Origin of the sequence: Streptomyces sp. A2-16, assembly GCF_018128905.1 — a bacterium.
Classification (GTDB): domain Bacteria; phylum Actinomycetota; class Actinomycetes; order Streptomycetales; family Streptomycetaceae; genus Streptomyces.
Genome location: NZ_CP063808.1, coordinates 8,375,563 through 8,392,952 on the forward strand (window position 1 = coordinate 8,375,563; position 17,390 = coordinate 8,392,952).

At 71.1% G+C, this 17,390-nt stretch carries 16 protein-coding genes; 14 read left to right on the forward strand and 2 right to left on the reverse strand.

The window, feature by feature from the left end; all coding sequences use genetic code 11:
* Nucleotides 1–183 precede the first annotated feature (183 nt).
* From IOD14_RS37575 to IOD14_RS37585, 3 genes are read left to right on the forward strand one after another with little or no spacing between them, the layout of a single operon-like run.
* Nucleotides 184–717 carry a PadR family transcriptional regulator gene (locus tag IOD14_RS37575; protein WP_123989282.1) on the forward strand — a complete coding sequence of 178 codons (534 nt, stop codon included), beginning with the start codon at nucleotides 184–186 and terminating at the stop codon, nucleotides 715–717.
* Nucleotides 714–1,412: an ABC transporter ATP-binding protein gene (locus IOD14_RS37580; protein WP_212672639.1), complete on the forward strand. Its 699-nt coding sequence runs from the start codon at nucleotides 714–716 to the stop codon at nucleotides 1,410–1,412. The genes IOD14_RS37575 and IOD14_RS37580 overlap by 4 nt, the downstream gene beginning before the upstream one ends.
* Nucleotides 1,409–2,809, forward strand: coding sequence for an ABC transporter permease (locus IOD14_RS37585; protein WP_212672640.1), 1,401 nt, complete (start codon nucleotides 1,409–1,411; stop codon nucleotides 2,807–2,809). The genes IOD14_RS37580 and IOD14_RS37585 overlap by 4 nt, the downstream gene beginning before the upstream one ends.
* 87 nt (nucleotides 2,810–2,896) lie before the next feature.
* Here the strand turns inward: IOD14_RS37585 and IOD14_RS37590 are convergent, their stop codons facing one another.
* Entirely contained in the window at nucleotides 2,897–3,433 is a 537-nt protein-coding gene (locus tag IOD14_RS37590; RefSeq protein ID WP_093908392.1) for an HNH endonuclease, read from the reverse strand.
* 282 nt (nucleotides 3,434–3,715) lie between these two features.
* Between IOD14_RS37590 and IOD14_RS37595 the strand changes: the two genes are divergently transcribed.
* The 8 genes from IOD14_RS37595 to IOD14_RS37630 all read left to right on the forward strand — a co-directional run bounded on the left by IOD14_RS37595 (nucleotide 3,716) and on the right by IOD14_RS37630 (nucleotide 12,645).
* On the forward strand, nucleotides 3,716–4,819 hold the full coding sequence (locus IOD14_RS37595; RefSeq protein ID WP_212672641.1) for a mechanosensitive ion channel family protein: 1,104 nt from the start codon (nucleotides 3,716–3,718) through the stop codon (nucleotides 4,817–4,819).
* Between the two features lie 129 nt (nucleotides 4,820–4,948).
* Nucleotides 4,949–5,788, forward strand: coding sequence for a hypothetical protein (locus IOD14_RS37600; protein ID WP_123989286.1), 840 nt, complete (start codon nucleotides 4,949–4,951; stop codon nucleotides 5,786–5,788).
* Nucleotides 5,789–5,966: 178 nt separating this feature from the next.
* Nucleotides 5,967–7,160: an ROK family transcriptional regulator gene (locus IOD14_RS37605; RefSeq protein WP_123989287.1), complete on the forward strand. Its 1,194-nt coding sequence runs from the start codon at nucleotides 5,967–5,969 to the stop codon at nucleotides 7,158–7,160.
* A 55-nt stretch (nucleotides 7,161–7,215) separates the two neighbouring features.
* The gene (locus IOD14_RS37610; protein WP_212672642.1) at nucleotides 7,216–8,571 is read left to right on the forward strand and encodes an ABC transporter substrate-binding protein; all 1,356 of its coding nucleotides are present in this window, start codon (nucleotides 7,216–7,218) and stop codon (nucleotides 8,569–8,571) included.
* 2 nt (nucleotides 8,572–8,573) lie between these two features.
* Nucleotides 8,574–9,515: a sugar ABC transporter permease gene (locus tag IOD14_RS37615; RefSeq protein WP_123989289.1), complete on the forward strand. Its 942-nt coding sequence runs from the start codon at nucleotides 8,574–8,576 to the stop codon at nucleotides 9,513–9,515.
* 2 nt (nucleotides 9,516–9,517) lie between these two features.
* Entirely contained in the window at nucleotides 9,518–10,411 is an 894-nt protein-coding gene (locus IOD14_RS37620; RefSeq protein WP_123989290.1) for a carbohydrate ABC transporter permease, read from the forward strand.
* A gap of 6 nt (nucleotides 10,412–10,417) precedes the next feature.
* On the forward strand, nucleotides 10,418–11,683 hold the full coding sequence (locus IOD14_RS37625; RefSeq protein ID WP_123989291.1) for a 6-phospho-beta-glucosidase: 1,266 nt from the start codon (nucleotides 10,418–10,420) through the stop codon (nucleotides 11,681–11,683).
* Nucleotides 11,674–12,645 (forward strand): BadF/BadG/BcrA/BcrD ATPase family protein, encoded by a 972-nt coding sequence (locus IOD14_RS37630; protein ID WP_123989292.1) that lies wholly within the window; start codon nucleotides 11,674–11,676, stop codon nucleotides 12,643–12,645. Before IOD14_RS37625 ends, IOD14_RS37630 begins: the two co-directional genes overlap by 10 nt.
* On the opposite strand, the gene IOD14_RS37635 is transcribed toward IOD14_RS37630, so the two are convergent.
* The gene (locus IOD14_RS37635; RefSeq protein ID WP_249126170.1) at nucleotides 12,633–13,223 is read right to left on the reverse strand and encodes an AAA family ATPase; all 591 of its coding nucleotides are present in this window, start codon (nucleotides 13,221–13,223) and stop codon (nucleotides 12,633–12,635) included. The two genes, IOD14_RS37630 and IOD14_RS37635, sit on opposite strands and share 13 nt — an antisense overlap.
* A 248-nt stretch (nucleotides 13,224–13,471) precedes the next feature.
* Between IOD14_RS37635 and IOD14_RS37640 the strand changes: the two genes are divergently transcribed.
* The 3 genes from IOD14_RS37640 (at nucleotide 13,472) to IOD14_RS37650 (ending at nucleotide 17,371) form a co-directional block, all read left to right on the forward strand.
* Nucleotides 13,472–14,881 (forward strand): hypothetical protein, encoded by a 1,410-nt coding sequence (locus IOD14_RS37640; RefSeq protein WP_123989293.1) that lies wholly within the window; start codon nucleotides 13,472–13,474, stop codon nucleotides 14,879–14,881.
* Nucleotides 14,882–14,901: 20 nt separating this feature from the next.
* The gene (locus IOD14_RS37645) at nucleotides 14,902–15,966 is read left to right on the forward strand and encodes a glutamate ABC transporter substrate-binding protein (RefSeq protein WP_123992649.1); all 1,065 of its coding nucleotides are present in this window, start codon (nucleotides 14,902–14,904) and stop codon (nucleotides 15,964–15,966) included.
* Nucleotides 15,967–16,042: 76 nt separating this feature from the next.
* A complete protein-coding gene (locus tag IOD14_RS37650; protein ID WP_123989294.1) occupies nucleotides 16,043–17,371 on the forward strand; it encodes a hypothetical protein in 1,329 nt (442 codons plus the stop codon).
* Nucleotides 17,372–17,390: the final 19 nt, after the last annotated feature.

The following is a 17,390-nucleotide window of genomic DNA, read 5'->3' on the forward strand; positions in this document are numbered from 1 at the left end:
GAGTACGACGACGGGGGTTACCGCAGCCCTACCCAGTGCACGCGACGGCAGACGTGCGGGAGGGGAGAACGTGCTGTTCGTCATGTTCCGGGTCGCCGCCGCCCCCGTCCACCGAATGTCGTCCGACCACTCGCCGGCGCTCACTATTCACTGAGTACATATACGTGGTGCATACTGATCGCCATGAGCACCCGTCACATCCTGCTGGGGCTGCTCGCCGGAGGACCGAGCCATGGCTACGACCTCAAGCGACGCCACGACGACCGCTTCCCCGAGGCCCGCCCGCTGGCCTACGGGCAGGTCTACACGACCCTTCAGCGCCTGGTCAGGGACGGTCTCGCCGAGGTCGACGGCACGGACTCGGACGGCGGTCCCGAGCGCACGAGGTACCGCTCGACCGAGGCCGGGGCACGTGAACTGGCCGAGTGGGCCGGCCAGGTCGCCCCGCCCGCGCCCTTCGTGACCAACGAGATCTTCGCCAAGGTCGTCGTCTCGATCCTGTCGGGCGGCGACGCGGAGGCCTATCTCCGGGCCCAGCGCGCCGCCCACATGGCGCGGATGCGGGAGCTCACGGCGGTCAAGACCGCCGGCGGGGCCGACCTCGCGACCGTGCTCTCGGCGGACTACGCCCTCAACCACCTCGACGCCGACCTCCGCTGGATGACCACCACGGCGGCCCGGCTCACCACTTTGACCGCGGAGGTCGACTCGGCATGAGCACCAGGGGGAACACACCGATGCCACTTCTCGAGGGGCGCGGCCTCGGCAAGACCTACGGCAGGACCGAGGCCCTGCGGGGCGCCTCGCTGCGACTGGACGCGGGAGAGATCCTGGCCGTCACCGGCACCAGCGGCAGCGGGAAGTCGACGCTGCTGCACTGCCTGGCCGGGATCGTCCGCCCCGACACCGGCTCGGTGTCCTACGGCGGCGAGCGCCTCGACGCGATGGCCGACAAGCGGCTGAGCGAACTGCGCCGCACCGAGTTCGGCGTGGTCTTCCAGTTCGGCCAGCTGATCCCGGAGCTGACCGCGCTCGACAACGTGGCGCTGCCGCTGCTGCTCGCGGGCACCTCCCGCACGGACGCCCACGCGCGGGCCGGTGAGTGGCTGGAGCGGTTCGGCGTGCGCGGCCAGGCGGATCTGCGCCCCGGCGAGATGAGCGGCGGCCAGGCCCAGCGGACCGCGCTGGCCCGGGCCCTGATCACCGGCCCGAAGGCCGTCTTCGCGGACGAGCCGACCGGCGCGCTGGACTCCCTGGCGAGCGAGCAGGTCATGACGGCCCTGGTCCACGCGGCCCGCGAGTCCGGCACGGCGATCCTGCTGATCACCCACGACGCCCAGATGGCGGCCTACGCCGACCGTGAGGTCCGGATGACGGACGGCGCCGTGGTCCCGGCGGAGGTGACGGCATGAGCACCGGACGCACGGCACGCACCGCAAGCCTTCTGCTCGCCGATCTCCGGATGGCCTGGCTGCTCACCCGCGGTTCCGACCGGCGGGAGTGGTGGCGGGTGGGTCTCACGGCCGTGGGCGCGGCGCTCGCGACCGGGTTCGCGCTGGCCGCCGTGTGTCTCGCCGCGCTCCGGGGGCAGTACGCCATCTCTTTCGGCGCGGGCCTGCTCGACCAGCCGGGCACCCGCTCCGGCGTGGTCGTCGCCCTGCTGCTCCTGCTGGTGCCGGTCCTCGGTTTCCTCGGTCAGTGCGCCCGGATCGGCGCCGTGCACCGCGACCGGCGGCTCGCGGGGCTGCGGCTGGCGGGCGCGTCGTCCGCGCAGGTGCGGCGGATCTCCGCGCTGGAGACGGGCCTGGCCTGTCTGCTCGGCTCGGCGCTCGCGACGGCCGGCGCGGTGGTGGTGATCCTGAGCCGGTGGCAGAGCCCGGCCCCCCTCGCCTGGGCCGGGATCGCGGTCGTCGGCGTCGGCGTGCCGGTGCTGGGCGCGTGCGCGGGCGCGGTGGCGCTGCGCCGGGTGGTGGCCTCGCCGCTGGGGTGGGTACGGCGGGTGCGGCCGCGGTCGGGACGTGTCTCGGGGCTGCTGCTCGCGGGCGGTGCGCTGCTCCTGGCCGCGTTCGCGGCGGTCGCCGTGGCCGTCACGTCCAGCGGTGCGCCGCGGGGCAGCAGGCCGCCGTACGGAGGGCTGCCGCTGACCGTGGCCGGTCTGCTCGTCGTCGTCGGCGCGGCCGCCGTGGGGCTCGCCGGGGGGACGGCCGCGCTGACGGGGCACGTGCTCGCGCGCCGGGCCCGTACGGCGGCGACGCTGATCGCGGCGGAACGGCTGCGCGAGGACCCGTGGGCGGCGGCCCGCACCCATGCGGCGGTGCTGCTGGTGACGGTCGTCGGGACCGGGTTCGTGGGCGTCCGGCAGGCAATGACCGCCCGCCTGGGCCGGATGGAGCATCTCGCCGCGGACCCCTCCTTCTACACGGCGGGCCTCGATCTGACGGCCGCCGCCGTCCTCGTCGCCCTCGCGATCACTCTCGGCGCGCTCGCCGTCGGCACCGCCGAGTCCCTGGCCACCCGGCGCCGGGGCCTGGCCGCGCAGACCGCCGCCGGGGTGCCGCGGTCGGTGCTGGGGCGGGCGCTGCTCCTGGAGACCGCCCTGCCGCTCGCGCCCGCGCTGCTGCTGGGCGGGGCCGGGGGCATGGCGATCGGGGTCTGGTACGCCCGGCTCACCGCGGACGGCTCGCCCGTCACGCCGTACGCCGCCCTCCTGGTCCCCCTCGGGGTGTACGCGGCCTGTCTCCTGGCCGCCGCGGCCTCACTGCCCCTGCTGCGCCGCTCGGTCCGGCCGGCGGAGCTCAGGTACACGTGAGCCCATGAGCGTCCGGTCCCGGAGGTACGGGGGGCCTCCGGGGCCGGAACGGAGCCGCGTACGGCAACACAAAGGCCCGGATCGTCGTCAGGCTGAGATGCCGTCGATCCGGGCCATGGCGTCCTCCGCGCCGAACGGCTGCAAGTACGGCAGCCAGCGCGGGTCCCTATGCCCGGTGCCGATGATGCGCCAGGCCAGACCGGTGGGCGGAGCGGGTTTGTGGCGCAGCCGCCAGCCGATCTCGAACAGATGGCGGTCGGCCTTCACGTGGTTGCAGCGGCGGCAGGACGCCACCACGTTGTCCCAGACGTGCTTGCCCCCGCGGCTGCGCGGGATGACGTGGTCGACGCTGGTTGCGACGCCACCGCAGTACATGCACCGGCCCCCGTCGCGCGCGAAGAGCGCCCTGCGGGTGAGGGGGACGGGCCCCCGGTAAGGAACCCTGACGAACCTCTTGAGCCGGACCACGCTGGGTGCGGGGACTGTGACGGTCGCGCTGTGCATGAAGGCGCCGGATTCCTCGAGGGAGACCGCCTTGTTCTCCAGGACGAGGACGAGCGCGCGGCGGAGCGGTACGACGCCGAGAGGCTCGTACGACGCGTTGAGTACCAGGACATGCGGCACGGATGCCTCCTTGGGCGTCGGCGGCGCGTGGCTCGCGCCGGGACGATCTGCAGTCAGTCTCCCCTCTCGGCCGGGAGAAACGCCACCATGTGCCGGTAACGGGCTGAGAGTGTTTTCGACCACACCATTCTTCATCCCCAGGTGAGAGCGGTCTCTCCCCCGGACATTGCAACGATCCACACACGATGCACCGTTAGTGTGGTGAGCCTGCTTTACCGGTGACCTTTTCGTGACCTTGACCGCCGTACCGGAAGGCAGACGCAGCACCTGGAGGTACCTGCCGTGTCCTTGTCCGCCGTCCTACTGGCCGCGAGTCCGTCGCCGTCGCCGTCCCCCTCGGACACCTCGACGCCGGCCGTGCCGAGTCTCCAGGACGCCCAGGAGAGCGCGACGAACGCCGCGAGCTGGGTCGAGCAGAACTGGTCGACCTGGCTGGCGATCAGTCTGAGGGTCCTGCTGATCCTGGTGATCGCCGGGATCCTGAGAATGGTCGTGCGGCGGGCCATCACGAAGCTGATAGACCGGATGAACCGCACCGCCCAGGCGGTCGACGGCACCGCGATCGGCGGTCTGCTCGTCAACAACGAGCGCCGCCGGCAGCGCTCCCAGGCCATCGGCTCGGTGCTGCGCTCGGTGGCGAGCTTCATCATCATGGGCACCGCGGCCCTGATGGTCCTGGGCGCCTTCGAGATCAATCTGGCCCCGCTGCTGGCGTCGGCCGGTGTCGCGGGTGTCGCGATCGGTTTCGGCGCCCGCAACCTCGTCACCGACTTCCTCTCCGGGGTCTTCATGATCCTGGAGGACCAGTACGGCGTCGGCGACACCATCGACGCGGGCGTGGCCTCGGGCGAGGTCATCGAGGTCGGCCTCAGGGTGACCAAGCTGCGCGGTGACAACGGCGAGATCTGGTACGTCCGCAACGGCGAGGTCAAGCGCATCGGCAACCTCTCCCAGGGCTGGGCGACGGCCGGCGTGGACGTGACCGTGCGGGCCTCGGAGGACCTGGACAAGGTCAAGCGGGTGCTGGGCGAGGTCGCGGAGAAGATGAGCAAGGAGGAGCCCTGGAACGAGCTCCTGTGGAGCCCGATCGAGGTTCTCGGCCTGGACAGCGTCCTGCTGGATTCCATGGTCGTGCGGGTCTCCGCCAAGACGATGCCCGGCAAGTCCCTCACGGTCGAGCGCGAGCTGCGCTGGCGCATCAAGCGGGCCTTCGACGCGGCGGACATCCGGATCGTCGGCGGCGCCACCGTGCTGCCCGAGGAGGAGGCCGCCGACCCGACCTCGGCGGTCGCGGCCCCGTCGGTCTACTCCAACTCCGAGTCCCCGCAGTCGGCGGCGGCCTCCCCGCTCGCGGCGGCACCGATCCAGCGTCCGGCGCCGAAGTAGCCGAACTCTCACCACTTCCACGTGAAGGGCACATTCCCTTTACAAGCATGATCATCTAACGTCACCCGCACGACGGGCCCTTGTTCTGGAGCGCAACGCCCAGGGGCCCGTTTCGAATGTGGGGAACACATGAGAAAGCTCGCCATAGGCATCGCCGCGTCCGGTGCCCTGGCCCTGACCGGCCTGGTCGCACCCGCCGCCTCGGCCGCCACCGTCCCGGATCTGTCCTTCTCCGCGGTGACCGTGAACAAGGGGAAGGCGATCGTGGTGGGCACGACCGCCACGGTGAAGGTGCCGGTCTCCTACACGCTGACCCGGCCGTCCGACCTGACCCTCGACTACAAGACGACCTTCGCGGGCGTCACGATCTACCGCGGCCGGCTCGCGTCGCCCGAGAACACCGTCGAGCCGGAGACCGCGCCCTCCTGCACCACCACCGCGACGACGGCCACGACGGTGACCCAGGCCTGCACGGAGACGCTGACCGTGACCCCCGAGGACTCCCTGTTCGAAACCGCGGACGCCACCACCTGGCGGGCGGCCGGCTTCTACAGCCAGATCGACCAGGACGACGACGACTCCGACGGCCACATCAGCTTCGGCTACAACTACGACATGTGGGGGCCCCTCGGCAGCGGCGTCCAGGTCAAGCGCGCGGCGAAGCTCACCGCCGACGCCTCGCCCGAGCCGGTGCAGAAGGGCGCGACCATCACGGTCACCGGCAAGCTGACCCGTGCCGACTGGGGAAGCGGCAAGTACACCGGCTACGTCTCCCAGAAGGCCACCCTCCAGTTCCGCGCCAAGGCGTCGAACAGCTACACCACCGTCAAGACGGTGACCTCCGGGACCGGTGGCGCCCTGAGGACCACGACGAAGGCCACCAAGGACGGCTACTACCGCTACGTCTTCGCGGGCACGGCCACCACCGGCTCGGCGACGGCCGCCGGCGACTACGTCGACGTGCGCTGACCGCCCACCCCTCCCCGACCGCCCCCACAGGTAACGACTCAGTTTCCTGTGGGGGCGGTTTGTCGTTTCCCTCTTGACGGACAGGTGGTCCAGACCTAAGTTCCCTGCATCCGATAGGAAACCTTCCTAACAGTCGCCGGACAGTAAAGTCGTCCGGCAGTCACGGAGAGGGGCACCCATGGCAGGCACACCACGCACACTCCGCGCCATGAACGACCGTGCCGCGCTCGACCTCCTGCTGGAGCACGGCCCCCTCTCCCGTACGCGGATCGGCAAGCTCACCGGCCTCTCCAAGCCGACCGCGTCCCAGCTCCTGGCCCGCCTGGAGGCGTCGGGGCTCGTCCTCGCCACCGGTACCAGCGAGGGCAGGCCGGGTCCCAACGCCCAGCTGTACGAGGTCGACCCGACCGCCGCGTACGCCGCCGGGCTCGACGTCACACCCGAGCGCATCCTCGCCGCGGTCGCCGACATCACCGGCCGCGAGGTGGGCTCCTACGAACTGCCGACCCCGGGAAGGCGACCCGCCCAGCCCGTCGTCCGGCAGGTCACCGACGCCCTCGACGGCGCGGTGAAGGCGGCGGGGCTCGCGCGCGGCGACGTCCACCGGCTCGTCATCGGCACCCCGGGCGCCTTCGACCCGGGCACGGGCCGGCTGCGCTACGCCTCCCACCTCCCCGGCTGGCACACCCCGACCCTCCTCGACGAGATCGCCGCCGCGCTGCCGATGCCGGTCGAGTACGAGAACGACGTCAACCTCGTCGCCGTCGCCGAGCAGCGGCTCGGGGCGGCCCGCGGACACGAGGACTTCGTGCTGCTGTGGAACGAGGGCGGTCTCGGTGCCGCCCTGGTCCTCGGCGGCCGACTGCACCGCGGCTGGACGGGGGGCGCGGGAGAGGTGGGTTTCCTGCCGGTTCCCGGAGCACCCCTGGTACGACAGGTGACCAAGGCCAACAGTGGCGGCTATCAGGAGCTCGCGGGCTCCCAGGCCATTCCGGGCCTCGCCCGCGAGCTCGGCATGACGGACATCCCGTCGGGGCCGTACGCCGAGGTCGCCGCCGCCCTCGTCGAGCGGGCCGCCACCGAGGACACCGTCCTGCACCGGCTGCTCCTGGAGACCTACGCCACCCGTCTGGCCACCGGTCTCGCCTCCCTCGTCTCCGTCCTCGACCCCGAACTCGTCGTCCTCAGCGGTGCCTCGCTCACCGCCGGCGGCGACACCCTGCGCGCGCTCGTCCAGGCCGAACTGGAGGAACTGGCAGCCTCCCGGCCCCGCCTGGTCGTCGGCGACGTCCACGAACACCCCGTGCTGCGCGGCGCGCTGGAGAGCGCGCTGGCGGCCACCCGCGACGAGGTCTTCGACACCTCGCGCTGACCCCCGTACTCCCCCACACCCCTCATCTCACCGCCCGTCCCTGGGAGACCCCGTCATGCGCACAGCCATCTCCTCCGCCATACCCTCAGCCGCCCGAAAAGCGGCCTTTGCCCTGACCGTGTCCGCGGTGCTCGTCACCACCGCCTGTACCGGCCAGTCCTCCTCCGGCGCCGACGACGACGCGTCGAAGGAGACGACCATCAACTTCTGGCACGCCTGGAGCGCGGACTCCGAGGTGGCGGGAGTGAAGGCCCTGGTCGCCGGCTTCGAGAAGGCGCACCCCAACATCCACGTCAACGTCGTCGGCAACATGACGGACGACAAGATCAACCAGGCGCTGCGCACGGGCGGTGACAAGGCCCCGGACGTCATCTCGTCGTTCACCACGAACAACGTGGGCAAGTTCTGCTCCTCGGGCGCGCTGGTCGACCTGAACCCGTTCTTCAAGAAGTCGGCCATCGACCCGGACAAGACCTTCCCGGCCGCGATGAACGAGTACACCCAGTTCGACGGCGACCGCTGTGCCGCGCCGCTCCTCGGCGACGCGTACGGGCTCTACTACAACAAGACCGCGTTCGAGAAGGCCGGCATCACCTCGCCGCCCAAGACGTGGTCCGAGTTCGAGGCCGACGCCAAGAAGCTGACGATCGCCCAGGGCGACTCGTTCAAGCAGCTCGGGTTCATGCCGAACTACCACGGCTGGGAGACCACGACCGAGCACTACATGGGCCAGTTCTCGCCCACCTACTTCGACAAGGCGGGCAAGTCCACGATCGCCGGCGACCCGGCCGTCGCCGCCTCCTTCACCCTCCAGAAGAAGCTCGTCGACGACCTCGGCGGCTACCGGAAGCTGGAGAAGTACCGCGCGGGACTGGGAGACGAGTGGGGCCCCAAGCACCCCTTCCAGACCGGCCAGGTGGCCATGCAGCTGGACGGTGAGTGGCGGCTCGGCATGGCCGTGGACGCCAAGCCCGGCTTCGAGATCGGTGTCGCCCCGCTGCCCGTCCCCGACGACCAGGCGGACCAGTACGGCAAGGGCTACATCACCGGCACCATCGCCGGCATCGCCGCCAACAGCACCAAGCAGAACGCGGCCTGGGAGTTCCTGAAGTACATCACCACGGACACGGACGCGGTGGTCGGCTTCTCCAACGCCATCCACAACGTGCCCTCGACGCTCGACGCCCTGAAGTCCCCGAAGCTCAAGTACGACCCGCGCTTCAAGACCTTCCTCGACATCGCCGCCAACCCGAACTCGACGACCGCCCCGTCCTCGATCAACGGCGGTGTGTACCTGACGACGATCCAGGAGCTCGGCTACGCCTACGAGAGCGGCAAGGTCACCGACCTGAAGAAGGGCCTCGCCGACGCGGCCAAGCAGATCGACACGGACATCGCGCAGGCGAAGTAGCGATGAGCACCCTCACCCTGGCGTCGAAGCGCCGCAGGTCGGCGCTTCGCACGGCCGCCTTCATGTCGCCCTGGCTGATCGGCTTCACGGTCTTCTTCGCGTACCCGCTGCTGTCGACGCTCTACTTCTCCTTCATGCACTACGACGGCTTCAAGCCGCCGACCTGGAGCGGGACGAAGAACTGGACCTACGTCTTCGAGCACTACCCCTTCTTCTGGCCCGCCCTGCGCAACACCCTGTGGCTGGTCGTCGTGATGGTCTCGCTGCGGGTCGTCTTCGGACTCGGGATCGGCATGCTGATCACGAAGATCAAGACGGGTACGGGTGTCTTCCGCACCCTGTTCTACCTGCCGTACCTGGCCCCGCCGGTGGCCGCCACGATGGCCTTCGCGTTCCTGCTCAACCCCGGTACCGGCCCGGTCAACTCGATCCTGGAGAAGGTCGGCATCCCGGCGCCGGGCTGGTTCAACGACCCCACCTGGTCGAAGCCGGCGCTCACCCTGCTCGCCCTGTGGGGCATCGGCGACCTGATGGTCATCTTCATGGCCGCGCTGCTCGACGTGCCCACGGAGCAGTACGAGGCGGCCGAGCTGGACGGGGCGTCGGCGTGGCAGCGGTTCCGGTTCGTCACCCTTCCCAACATCTCGCCGATCGTGATGTTCGCCGTCGTCACCGGCGTGATCCAGACCATGCAGTACTACACACAGCCGTTGATCGCCGGGAAGGTCGCCTCCGGGGTGATCCAGGGCGCGGGCACGCAGTTCGAGCCCGGCTACCCGGACAAGTCCACGCTGACCCTGCCCCAGCTCGTCTACAACCTCGGCTTCCAGCGCTTCGACTACGGCTCCGCGTGTGTCGTCGCCCTCGTCCTCTTCGCCCTGTCGATGGTGTTCACCGCGTTCCTGATGCGGCGCCGGGGCGGTCTCATCCAGGCAGGTGACTGACCATGACCCAAGTACTGGACCGGCCGGTGGAGCTGAAGACCCCGGCGTCCCCCGCCGAACGCACCGCCCGCCGCAAGGCACTCCTCGAATGGGTCGCGATCCACTCCCTCGGCATCGCCGCCGCCCTGTTCTTCACCCTGCCCTTCGTGTTCGTGTTCCTGACCTCGCTGATGAGCGACAGCCAGGCACTCAGCCGCGATCTCGTCCCGCACACCTGGGAATGGGGCAACTACCGGAAGGTCTTCGACACTCCGGGCTTCCTGACCTGGTGGAGGAACACACTGATCTACGCGGGACTGGGAACGGTCCTCACCGTCGTCTCGTCGATCCCGGTGGCGTACGCGCTCGCCAAGTTCCGCTTCCGGGGCCGCAATCTGTCCCTGATGCTGGTGATCTCGATGATGATGCTGCCGCCGCAGGTGGTCATCATCCCGATGTACCTGTTCTGGGCGAAGCAGCTCGACCTGTCGGGCACGCTGTGGCCGCTGATCATCCCGATGGCGTTCGGGGACGCCTTCTCGATCTTCCTGCTCCGGCAGTTCCTGATGACGATCCCCAACGAGTACGTGGACGCGGCGAAGGTGGACGGCTGCGGCGATCTGCGCACCCTGTTGAAGGTCGTCGTCCCCATGGCCAAGCCGGGGATCGCGGCCGTCGCCCTCTTCCAGTTCTTCTACGCCTGGAACGACTACTTCGGCCCGCAGATCTACGCCTCGGAGAACCAGAACGCCTGGACGCTGAGTTACGGCCTGGAGTCCTTCAAGGGCATGCACCACACCGACTGGAACCTCACCATGGCCGCGACCGTGCTGGTCATGGCCCCCGTGATCCTCGTGTTCTTCTTCGCGCAGAAGGCGTTCGTCGAGGGCGTCACGCTGACCGGAGTGAAGGGTTAACCGCGTATGAAACTCACCGTGGTCGGCGGAGGCTCGACCTACACCCCCGAACTCATCGACGGTTTCGCCCGCCTCAGGGACACCCTGCCCGTCGAGGAGCTGGTGCTCGTCGACCCGGCCGCCGAACGTCTGGAGCTGGTCGGCGGCCTCGCCCGGCGCATCTTCGCCAAGCAGGGCCATGACGGCCGTATCGTCACCACGTCCGACCTGGACGCCGGCGTCGACGGCGCCGACGCCGTCCTGCTCCAGCTGCGCGTCGGTGGCCAGGCCGCCCGCGAGCAGGACGAGACCTGGCCCCTGGAGTGCGGCTGCGTCGGCCAGGAGACGACCGGCGCGGGCGGCCTCGCCAAGGCGCTGCGCACGGTCCCGGTGGTCCTCGACATCGCCGAACGGGTCCGCCGCACCAACCCGGACGCCTGGATCATCGACTTCACCAACCCGGTCGGGATCGTCACCCGTGCCCTGCTCCAGGCCGGGCACAAGGCGGTCGGGCTGTGCAACGTGGCGATCGGCTTCCAGCGGAAGTTCGCCGGACTGCTCGGCCTCACCCCCTCCGACGTCCATCTCGACCACGTGGGCCTCAACCACCTCACCTGGGAGACCGGGGTACGCCTCGGCGGCCCCGAGGGCGAGGACGTCCTGCCCAAGCTGCTCACCGAGCACGGCGACGCGATCGCCGGCGACCTGCACCTGCCGCGCCCGCTCCTGGACCGGCTCGGCGTCGTCCCGTCGTACTACCTGCGCTACTTCTACGCGCACGACGAGGTCGTGCGGGAACTGCGCACCAAGCCGTCCCGGGCCGCCGAAGTGGCGGCGATGGAACGGCAGTTGCTCACGATGTACGGCGACCCGGCCCTGGACGAGAAGCCGGAGCTGCTCGCCAAGCGGGGCGGCGCCTACTACTCGGAGGCGGCGGTCGACCTGGCCGCCGGGCTGCTCGGCGGGGGCGGCAGCCCCTACCAGGTGGTCAACACCCTCAACCGGGGCACCCTGCCCTTCCTGCCCGGCGACGCGGTGATCGAGGTGCAGGCGGCGGTGGGCCCGAAGGGGCCGACCCCGCTGGCGGTACCGGCCGTGGACCCGCTGTTCGCGGGCCTGATGGCGCACGTGACGGCGTACGAGGACCTGGCGCTGGCGGCGGCCCTGCGGGGCGGCCGGGACCGGGTCCTCAAGGCGCTGCTCGCACACCCCCTCGTCGGCCAGTACGAGTACGCCGAGGGCCTCACCGACCGACTGATCGCACACAACCGGGAGCATCTCGCGTGGGCCTGACCGCATGCGTCCTCGCCGTCGACGCGGGCAACAGCAAGACCGACGTCGCGGTCGTGGCGGCCGACGGAAGCGTCCTCGCCACGGCCCGCGGCGGCGGGTTCCGGCCGCCCGTGGTGGGCGTGGAGAAGGCGGTGGACACGGTCGCCGACGCGGTCGGGAGGGCCTTCGCCGCGGCCGGGGTGAGCTCCGTGGAGCACGTCTCGGCGTGTCTGGCCAACGCCGACTTCCCGGTGGAGGAGGAGCAGTTGGCGGCGGCGCTGGGCACGCGCGCGTGGGGCCCGGACGTGGAGGTCCGCAACGACACCTTCGCCATCCTGCGGGCCGGCGTCACCGAACCGCGCGGGGTGGCCGTGGTGTGCGGCGCGGGCATCAACTGCGTCGGCATGCGGCCCGACGGCCGTACCGCCCGCTTTCCCGCGCTCGGCCGGATCTCCGGTGACTGGGGCGGCGGCTGGGGCCTCGCGGAGGAGGCGCTGTGGCACGCCGCCCGCGCGGAGGACGGGCGGGGCGTCGACACCGAACTCGCGCGCGTGCTCCCGCACCACTTCGGGCTGCCCACGATGTACGCGCTCATCGAGGCCCTGCACATGGAGGACATCGCGCCCGCCCGGCGCCACGAACTGACGCCGGTGCTCTTCGCCACGGCCGCCGCCCAGGACCCCGTGGCCCGCTCGATCGTCGACCGCCTGGCCGAGGAGGTGGTGTCCATGGCGACGGTGGCCCTGACCCGCCTCGACCTCCTCGACGAGGAGACCCCGGTCCTGCTGGGCGGCAGCGTCCTGGCCGCACGCCATCCCCAACTGGACGACGGCGTGCGGGAACTGCTGGCCGCCCGCGCCCCCAAGGCCGTACCCCGGGTGGTGACGGCGAGTCCGGTCCTGGGCGCCGCGCTCCTCGGCCTCGACCGGGCGGGGGCGCCCGCCGAGGTGCAGGCGAGGACGCGGGCGTACTACGAGACCTGAGCGAGCACCGCGTCGGCGACCTCGGGGACGGCCATGCCGTCACGGACGTCGACGCGGGCCCGCCCCAGCCGGTCGACCGCCTCCACCATGAGCTCCTGAAAACGCACGCTCCGGGCCAGGAACGTGTCCATCAACGCCCGCTCCGCCCGCGACGCCTCGTCGTAGCGCCCGGCCGCACGGATCCGGGCGCGTACGACGTCCTCGTCGGCGGTGAGCCACACGGCGGCCGCGCGCGGCACGTCCGGCGTCGCCACCCGTTCCGGCCACAGCGCGGAGCCCTCCAGCACGAGGCCCGGCCCGTCGGCGTGCGCCCTGACGAGTTCCTCGATGCGGGGCCACAGCCGCGCGTAGTGGGCGAGGACCGAGTCGATCAACTCGTCGACGCCGAGCGTCGCGTAGTGCTCGGCGACATGCGGCGGCACCTCACGCTCCGGCGTGCGCCACGGCCGCCCCGGATGTCTCGCCAGCAGGTCCGTCGACCGGTGCTCGAAGCCGAGCCGTTCGGCGATCGCCGCGGCGACCGTGGACTTGCCGGTATGGGACGTTCCGCCGATCATCAGCACTCGTACCCCGCGCACGACGGCGACCCTACGCGCCCCCGGGGGGAACCGAACCGATTCCGGTGGCGTATTCATGGGCAAGGGGTGGTGCGGGGGGCGCGGCCGGGCGGGCGAAGCACTGCGATCCGATCAAGATCGAGTGAAGCCCGGTGCGGATGTCGGTCCCGGCAGCGATACTTGCGGCGACGGATGACCATGGGGGAGGTCAAACAGTGACACACCCGCCGAAGAGCAGCACGGCGCCACCGGGTTCCGGGGTGCCCACGATGCCGGCCGTGCCGCCGCAGCCGGGTCCCCCGGCCCCGCAGGCACCCCCGCCCGCCTCCGCGCCGGACAGGGCGCCCGCCCGCCGTACGGCCTTCGCCGAGGGCTTCGACCAGGTGCGCGCGGCCGCCACCACCGAGCCCGGCCGGCTGCGCATCATCGGTGCGGCGCTCGCCCTGCTCGTCGTCCTCTTCGGCGCGGTGACCGCCTGGCAGACCAACGACCGGGCCGCCGCCGCGGACGACGTGCTGCACAAGAGCCAGCCGCTCAGCAGCGCCGCCGCCGACATCTACCGCTACCTGGCCGACGCCAACACCGCGGCCTCCAGCGGCTTCCTCGCCGGCGGCCAGGAGACGGACGCGTCCCGCAACCGGTACGAGACGGACATCGACCGGGCCGCGGCCGGTCTGGTGGAGGCCGCCTCCAACTCCGACCCGGACTCCCCCGCGGCGAGGACCGTGGCCGAGCTCAACACCCTGCTGCCGGAGTACAAGGGCCTGGTGGAGCGGGCCCGTACGTACAACCGCCAGGGCTTCCCGGTCGGCGGTGCGTATCTGCGCTACGCCAACGAGAAGATGCAGGAGGAGATGCTCCCGAAGGCGCAGAACCTCTACACGAGCGAGAACCGGCGGCTGCGCGCCGACTACGCCGAGGCCACGCCCTACCCGTGGGCGGCGATCGGCCTCGGCGTCCTGGCGCTCGCCGGGCTCGCCTGGGCCCAGCACCGCAACTACCGGCGCACCAACCGGGTCCTCAACCACGGCCTGGTCGCGGCCACCGCGACGGCGACCGTGGTGCTGCTGTGGCTGGTCGTCGGCCACACCGTCGCGCGCGCGGGGCTCAACGACTCCTACGACCACGGAGTGCGCTCGCTCAACGTCCTGCACGACGCCCGCATCGCCTCTCTGAAGGCGCGCGGCAACGAGAACCTCACGCTGGTGGCCCGCGGCGCGGAGACGGTCGTCAAGAAGGACGCCCAGGGCAAGGACGTCACCTACGACGCCTACGACTACGACTTCAACAAGGACATGGACACCCTCGGCAAGGGCCTGGCCGAGGCGTCGAAGCTCGCCGACGACAGCAGCGGCAAGAAGCCGGTCACCGATGCCGAGGGCAACATGACCGTGTGGAAGCAGCGCCACACCGCGGCCCGCGAGCAGGACGACTACGGCAACTACGAAGCGGCACTGAACCGGGTCATAGGCGACAAGGACGCGACGGGCGAGTGCTTCGACAGCGTCGACCGGAACCTCGCCATCGCCCTGACCCACGAGGAGGCCGAGTTCCAGCGCTCGGCCGGTGACGGTCTGGGCGCCATGACCGGCCTGTCGGTGGGCGCCGCCGTCCTGGCGGTGCTGGGCGCGGCCGGCGCGGTGCTCGGCATCGGGCGCAGGCTGTCGGAGTACCGGTGAGAGGGGGCGTGACGATGCGGATGCGGATACGTGGACGGGTGCGGGCCGGTCTCAGGGGCTGGGGCGGTGTCGGGGCGATGGCGGCCGTCTGCACCCTGGTGCTCGCCTTCGCGCTGCTGCTGCCGCTGACCCAGCCGCCCACGGACGGCAGCACGGGCCTCGGCGGCCCGGGCGTGACCCGTGCCGAGCAGGCGGCGGACGACGATCCGTGCGACAACCCGGCGATCAGGACGCACCCCGAGGAGCAGACACTGTCCCCGTCGAGCGCGGACGGCCCGACCATAGAGAAGATCAAGGCCCGCGAGGGCGAGAAGCGCAAACTGATCGTGGGCGTCGACCAGAACAGCTACCGCTGGGGCTACCGCAACCCCAACGGCGGGCCGCACGCCGATCTGGAGGGCTTCGACATCGACCTGGTGCACCGGATCGCGAAGGACATCCTCGGCGACGCGAACGCCGTGCAGTTCAAGGCGATCCCCACCAACCAGCGCATCCCGGCGATCCAGAACGACCGGGTCGACATGGTCGTCCGCACCATGACGATCAACTGCAAGCGCCTGGCCGACGTGGCGTTCTCCGCGCCCTACTTCAAGACGGGCCAGCAGGTCCTCGCCCCCAAGTCCTCCGACATCAAGGGCTACGACGACACGCTGGCGAAGAAGAAGATCTGCACGGCGGAGGGCTCCACGGCGAACACCAAGCTGGTGGACGACAAGAAGGCCAAGGAACTCGTCTCCTCCGCGATCATCTATCCCCCCGTCCCCAACCAGCTCGACTGTCTCGTCAGGCTTCAGCTCGGTGAGGTCGACGCCGTGGTCACCGACGGCGCCCTCGCCGCCAGCCAGGCCGCCCAGGACCCCACGGTCGAACTGAAGGGCTCCCCCTTCACCACCGAGTACTACGGCGTGGCGATGAAGAGCGACGCCGACGATCTGGTACGCCGGGTCAACCAGATCCTGGTGGACTACCGCAAGGACACCACCGCCGGCTGGCAGGCGTCGTACGACAAGTGGCTGTCGGCCACACTGAACAAGGACTCGGCGAAGTCCGAACCGCCCCCGCCCAAGTACCTGCGCACGAGCTGACGCATCCTCAGAGGAACACCGGCACCACCACACAGGGCACAACCCCCAGCAACCCTTCAGCAGCGAGAGGTGATCGATGGGCGTCACGGGACCCCCCGGGCCGGTGATGGACCGGGACGAGGTGGACCGTGCGCTGGCGCGGCTCGGCGCGGAGCACGAGGCGATCGAGACCTCGCTCCTCGCCCTGCAGGACCACGCGGGCCGCAGACTCCTGGAAGGCGCCGAGCTCACCGGGCTCACCAAGGAGCGCTGGGAGTCCGCCGACGCCTCGATCACCCTGCTGTGGGCGTACTTCGACGCGTACGCGGACGCGCTGCGCTCCGCCCGCGAGATCCGCTCCCGGCGCCGCTGGTCCAGCCGCGAGGACCTGGCGGAGCTGACCGAGCTGCTGCGCGGCGAGTCGGTCACGGTCGCGGGCTCGACGACCGCCACGGCCAACGCGCCCACCCTGCACGGCGGTTCGGGCAAGCTCAGCGAGCGGTTCTCGCTGGTGACGCTCGTGGAGCGGATGAACGAGCTGTACGCGACGAGCCTGGACATGGTCGTCGCCGCCGACGCGGTGTGGTCGGCGCTGCCCGCGCGGATAGATTTACTGGCCGCCGAGCTCCAGCGCACCCGGCAGCTCGCGCACTCCGTCGGTGTACGCCCCGGGGAGCACCCGGCCGGCGACGACCTGGAGCGCATCACCCGCACCCTCACCTCGCTGCGCGAGCAGGTGATCTCCGACCCGCTCGCCTTCTGGCAGCGCGCGCAGGGCAGTTCGGCGCCCGGCGGCGGGAAGCCGGACACCACGGCGTACGACCGTGAGGCGCGCGCCCTGGAGGACGTGCGCCGGGAGATCGACGCGGTGCTCACGGTGCGGCAGGACGCGGAGGCGCGGCTGGTCAAGCTGCGGGACGTGCTCTCCCGCGCGGACCGCACGCTCGCCGAGGCACGCCTCGCGCGCGGCGAGGTCCTCGCGAAGATCGCGGCCACGGAGGTGCCGGTCGTCAGTGGTCCGCCGACCGCGCTGCAGGAGCAGCTGGCGACGGCCGCCGAGTACCGCAGACACGCCCAGTGGCACCGTCTGTCCCCGCTTCTGGAGTCCCTGGAGCAGAAGGCGGAGGACGAACTGCTGCGCGCCCGCGAGTCGTTGACGGCGGTCACCGCGCCGCTCGCGGTCCGCGCGGAGCTGCGGGGCCGGCTCGACGCGTACAAGGCGAAGGTCGCCCGGCACGGTCTGGCCGAGGATCCGTTCCTGATCGAGCGGTACGACGCGGCCCGGCGGATGCTGTGGAGCGCGCCCTGCGACCTCAGGGTCGCCGAACAGGCCGTGCTGCGCTACCAGCACGCGGCCGCCGAACTGCTGGGCGCCCCGCGGGTGCCGCAGAGCGGCCCCGAGGACCGGAGGGGGCCCGGAACGTGAGTGACGAAGGGGGTGCGGC